The organism is Dysgonomonas reticulitermitis, from assembly GCF_054601275.1.
The window spans coordinates 1-5,320 of the sequence record NZ_BAAHWU010000090.1 but is presented as its reverse complement, the minus strand read 5'-3'; the positions used below and the strand labels follow the sequence as shown (position 1 = coordinate 5,320).

Below are 5,320 nucleotides of genomic sequence, written 5' to 3'. Positions count from 1 at the left end.
CGCCTCTACCTGTTCGGTAGTGTAATTCTTTAGTTGTTTTACCTTACGTCCCATTGTCTTTCTGTTTAATCAGTAAGACTACAAAGATATAACTTATTTGGGTAATTTAATAATATAATTTATATAAGAGAAAACTTGCATGACCTGTTCGAATCTTATTTTTTGTGCCGGGAAAAGAATCCTCTATCTGTAGATATGTAAAAAGAAAAGATTCAATAGCTTTCTCAAATAAATAATATTCGATTATTTTTGTAGTCTGTAATCGAAAAGCGTTCTTTGTATTTGTGCAAAATGGGGTAAAGTGTAGGGGTTCGCTGGTTTCTAAATCGTTACCTGTCAAAAAAAAGAAAGTTGTAACTTGCTCGTTTTCAATCGGAAAGAAGAATGAGTATGTCTTCTTTGATGAAAGGAAAGCGCTTTATCTATCCTGCAAAGCTTAGCTATTTCTTTCAACAATTTGTTGATTTTTACTTGGCAATAGATATTGAAAACAAAACCATCTTTTGAAAAATCCCTGTACCTGTCAATAATATGTAGCGGAATATTCAACAGTTTGACATTAAATGGGATACCTGTCTTTTGGCGGGACTTGGAAATCCACAGGTTGCCGTCTTCTTCGGTGATAATTTCTTTCCATGTAAGATTTTTCAAGTCAATATAGGATATGCCTGTGAAGGAAGCGAAAACAAACATGTCGCGGACAAAATTTAAACTTGGGGATTCAACCGGGGTAGAAACAAGCCGTTCAAACTCACCTGAACCCAATGACCGGATGCTAAACTCCGGCCGTGTCAGCTTGTAACCGAAAAACGGCGGATGGCTGATTAAATTCTTGTGTAATGCCTTTCGTGCTGCGGATAAGAGTTGAACAATAACACTATTAACTGAAGCGGGTTTTAGTTTTCTTTCCACACGCAAGTGGAAATCAAAATCTTCAATAAACGGTAAATTCAACTGTGAAAGTGGAATATCCTTAACGTTATACTTTTCAACCAGAAAGCGCTTAAGATGCTTGCGGGTGTTGACATACTGCAAATAGCTTGACTGTTTCCTGTCGATGCCGATGCGTAATTGAAACTCCTGCATGATTTCATCGAACAAGACAAGCAGTGTTTTCTGTGTGCTTGCAATACCCTGAAAGGCATTTTTTACTTCCTGCGCTGTAACTTTTCCGGTACGCTTGAGGATTTCTGAATAATGACGGTGGATGTTGAGATTAATTTTATTAATCTCACGGTTTAACATGGTTGCCGAATGGCTTTTTCCAATGGCTCGCCCCGATTTGACATTCCAAAGCCTTTCATCGGCTTTCAGCTTGGAACTGAACTGGGCGATGCTTTTGCCGATGATGATTTTTCCAACTATCGGATAAATGGAAATATCCGATTTTTCACTTTTTCGTTCTCGTTTGAGATAAAACGATACCTTTAAATTTTCGTCCATAAAACTCACATTTTTAAGATGATAAAATTACTTGATTTGTGAGTTATTTGAACAATGTAAACAGCAGACAAACAGTGTTATAGCAAGCCAACGAATGACACCGTTTTGCCGGATTCTGCACCGTCCCCAATGGGTAACGGATAAGAAACGGAACGTTTGCTTTTTTATGCCGAAAACGGCTTTTTAGCCAATTGGCAACAGAAGCCAACCGAAGACAAATCTGCTGATTTCTATTGGATTACCTTTTTTCTCTCTGGGGTGCTTTTTTTGAGGTGGGTTTGCGAAGATAGGCATAAACAAGCAGCTTGAGCATCAAGCGGGGATGATAGGCATGACTGCCCAAACGGGAATACTTGCCGTACAAAGAAGTTAAATCAATCTGTTCAATGATACGGTTTACTACGCGTACAGGATCGGTAGCAGGGATTAACTCACCTAAAGAGGGAGGCAATAACAAATTATCGTTGGTAGTGTAGGATTTAAACATTATATTTGCTCTATGTGATGACACTTAAAGATACAAATCTTTAAGCACATAGGCAAGTCTTCGTCTAGAGAAATGAGGACTTGCTGCTTTTTTATACAACGCAAAAAAGCCATCTCATATCTATTTTGAGACAGTCTAATTCCTTATATATTCACAGGAATTTACTTTGAATATTTCGGGGGTAAAGAAAATTACCCCCGAATGAGAAGAATATTATTTGGCAAAAATGCCACCGTTACCGTTTTAATAGTAGTTCTTTTATTTTGGATAGGCCGGAATTTGGTCTGATTATTTTACAGCCTGTATTTTATATCCCATCTTAGCCAACTGATATAATAAACCTTCCTCGCCGGCCAGGTGCAATGCGCCTACAGCTATCAGGTTCGATTTTTCTTTCATTATCTGAGGAAGTTTCAGCAGCCATTTATCATTACGATCCTTATTTATTGCATTCTGGGCTTTCTGAGAAGCTTTACATGTGTCATCCGGATCGTTGAACGCAAGGTCGTACATGTTGGAAAGTTCTCCTTTGTGATAATAGCCGTTCAGTTTATCCAGAGATTCTTTTATCGACATCCCCTGTCCTACCGCACAAACCAATGCCACTGCCTGGTCCTTTAATGGTTCAGCGTCAAAAAGCGCATATACCTGATCATCAACAGTCTCCAGTCCCAAAACAGACTTACCTTTATCTTTAGTTATGCGCTGCACATAAGCATCGATAGCTTCATGACTCGCCGGATTAAACTCCGGATACAACTTTGTATACAGAGTTATGGTATAGGCCAACGAAATCATTCCCGGCTTCATCTGTCCAAATTGCTCCATACCCACAGAAAATACATCCCTTAAACCTTTATCCAGTTTTTCATAATCTTCTGTCGACAACATATTCTTATACGACTCACCGGCGGGCATCATAGCAGCTTGCATTACTTTTGCCTGCATAGCAGCCTGATCGGACATTAATAATTCTCCAACAGTTTGTTCTGTATTTTCCATCACATCCCTGAGTCCCGGAATACTATCTACAAACTTGACATGTACTAAGTGGTGTGTTCCTAAAATATAAGAAGGTTTTTCAAGTCCGTTACCCGATACCTTCCATAAAAGTGCTCCGGTATATTCCGTTTTATCCTGAGCCGACACTGTTATAGCAGATAGCACAAGAAATATCAAAACAGCAAATGTTGATGATATAATTTTCATATTATTAAATATTAGTTATGATTATCTCTTTCAAAATCTTCTACTTCTTTCAGTGACTTTTCTATTTTCTTGAATTGACGCCAATATAATTTTCTAAACAAAAAGAGTCCGACAAAAAGTCCTATAATCATCGATATTACAAATATAATAAGCGAATATTGAAAATGACCGGTATTCCACTTTGGAGCCAGTTCGAAATATCCGAACAAGACAACGAAGAAAAAGAACAAGACACAGCTGATTATCAGCTCTTTTATAATCATACCCTTATACTGATAATAAAATTTAGCGGCTTTAGTAATACTCAATTCGGCAATATTGGCGTTTTTCAAAAGGCTGAATTTGTAAACCTGCCATATAATTCCTATAATACATGCTATAAGATAGAAATAAAACACCGGCATGTGTCTCGAAAAAAGAGGGTAGGCAATCAGTATACATGCGATCAATCCTATAATACTGTATTTTTCATACCGCATTATACTATTAAAAGCACTTTGCCCCTTATTTCCTAACATCTTTTGGATCTTCTCTTCTCCAATTGTTGGCTTTAAGTCGGTTTGTTGCCACGTTTTTTTTATATTATCTAAATCCATATGGTTAGTTTTGCTGGTTCGACATTTGCTTCAGCTTTTCCTTAATACGGCTCAGTTTTGTAGCCACATTAGTCACTGTAAGCCCCGTAATATCTGATATCTCTTTATATGACTTATCATCAAGATAAAGAAGCACCAAAGCACGTTCTATCTTTCCCAAGCGATTTATTAGTCTATATAATTCCTGTATCTCTTCTTTATTATCCACAGGCTCAGGTATATCCATCGATATATCTACATATACCACATTTTTCTTATTTCTGCGGTAAAACGAAATGCAAGTATTCAGAGCTATTCTGTATATCCATGTAGAATATTTGCTCTCTCCCCTAAAAGAAGGATATGCCTTCCACAGGTTTAAGACCACCTCCTGATAAAGGTCTCCAATAGGATGTTCTTTATCTGCATAGAAAGAGGTGACCTTGAAGATGATACCTTCATTCTGCCGTATCATTTCTAAAAATTGAGCATCACCATCTTGCTTTTGTATCATCCGTCAGAATAGATTTTAATTAATATGTCGTATTTTTATCCGAATAGTCACAATTAGCCGTTTTTTATTTTTCTTTCTAATCCCACTTGCCTCAAACATAATACGTTTTTTTTATCTTTGCACTAACAATATCAACAATTAATGCAGTGAAAAAATCATTCTATCTTCTGATCTTTATGATCTGCTTATCTGCGTGCAATTCTATTAAAGACATGACAGTTAAAGAACAAGAAATAGTAAATGCAAGCGATGTAAATACACCTTTCAGGGTTTTACAGACCGTCAATATCGACGATTCTCTTTTCCTTAGAAAGAAAAGTATAAATATAGACATAAAAAATATAGCGAAAGATAAAGATTGGCAACTCTTTATAGAACGGCTAAAACTGACTATGGCGACAGAATTTGGCGTAGGAATAGCCGCTCCTCAAGTAGGTGTAGGACGAAACTTATTCCTATTCACAAGAATAGACAAACCGGGAATGCCTGTAACCGTTGCCGTGAATCCTAAAATAGTGAATCATTCACAAGAGATTATTTGTTTCGAAGGTGACGGATGCCTATCTATACCAAACACTTCGGGTACATCAAGGCGTTATGCATGGATTGATGTGGAATACTATAACGAAAAGGGAGAATTTATAAAAGAAAGACTCTCAGGCTCTTCTCGTAAAGGAGATTTTACAGGAATTATTTTCCAACATGAGTTCGATCACCTGCAAGGCGTATTGTTTACTGATAAGCTTGTCGAACAACCAAGATAAAGAATAACGGCAGCAAGATGACCAGTGTTCTATAAAAGCATACCTGAAACCCTGACGAAAGTGGAAAAAACCAGCTTGTCCGGTTTTAATTTCAGGTACTCCCTTATCCATATACCATCTATCTTTGCCCTATAATAGACATTATAACAATTGTAATTACCCAACCCACAGCCCACAGAAAATCGGGTGATGCGGTTTTCGCTCCTGACTTTGACACTTTCATTTTAACAAATTTATAAGATTCACATACACAGTTATTTGCAGAAATTGCGACACCAAAATGGGTGTCGCAAGCCTCAAAAAGTGCTATATTTGCACCATGTTTGTA

Annotated in this window: 7 protein-coding genes; 1 reads left to right on the top strand and 6 read right to left on the bottom strand. The window is 37.3% G+C overall.

The features are described from left to right. Positions 1 to 336: 336 nt before the first annotated feature. From ACYPZI_RS15480 to ACYPZI_RS15460, 5 genes are all read right to left on the bottom strand, one after another. On the bottom strand, positions 337 to 1,443 hold the full coding sequence (locus ACYPZI_RS15480; protein ID WP_459603202.1) for a site-specific integrase: 1,107 nt from the start codon (positions 1,441 to 1,443) through the stop codon (positions 337 to 339). Between the two features lie 238 nt (positions 1,444 to 1,681). Then, a complete protein-coding gene (locus tag ACYPZI_RS15475) occupies positions 1,682 to 1,930 on the bottom strand; it encodes a transposase (RefSeq protein ID WP_459603200.1) in 249 nt (82 codons plus the stop codon). Positions 1,931 to 2,218: 288 nt separating this feature from the next. Then, entirely contained in the window at positions 2,219 to 3,139 is a 921-nt protein-coding gene (locus ACYPZI_RS15470; RefSeq protein WP_459603198.1) for a TraB/GumN family protein, read from the bottom strand. An 11-nt stretch (positions 3,140 to 3,150) separates the two neighbouring features. Then, positions 3,151 to 3,735, bottom strand: a complete 585-nt coding sequence (locus ACYPZI_RS15465) for a hypothetical protein (protein WP_459603196.1) — start codon at positions 3,733 to 3,735, stop codon at positions 3,151 to 3,153. A gap of 4 nt (positions 3,736 to 3,739) precedes the next feature. Beyond that, positions 3,740 to 4,228, bottom strand: coding sequence for an RNA polymerase sigma factor (locus tag ACYPZI_RS15460; protein ID WP_459603194.1), 489 nt, complete (start codon positions 4,226 to 4,228; stop codon positions 3,740 to 3,742). Positions 4,229 to 4,440: 212 nt separating this feature from the next. Here ACYPZI_RS15460 and def point away from each other — a divergent pair, with 212 nt between their 5' ends. Continuing rightward, positions 4,441 to 4,992: a peptide deformylase gene (gene def / locus ACYPZI_RS15455; protein WP_459603192.1), complete on the top strand. Its 552-nt coding sequence runs from the start codon at positions 4,441 to 4,443 to the stop codon at positions 4,990 to 4,992. Between the two features lie 118 nt (positions 4,993 to 5,110). Here the strand turns inward: def and ACYPZI_RS15450 are convergent. Then, on the bottom strand, positions 5,111 to 5,320 hold a 210-nt coding region (locus ACYPZI_RS15450; protein WP_459603190.1), incomplete at its 5' end, for a hypothetical protein.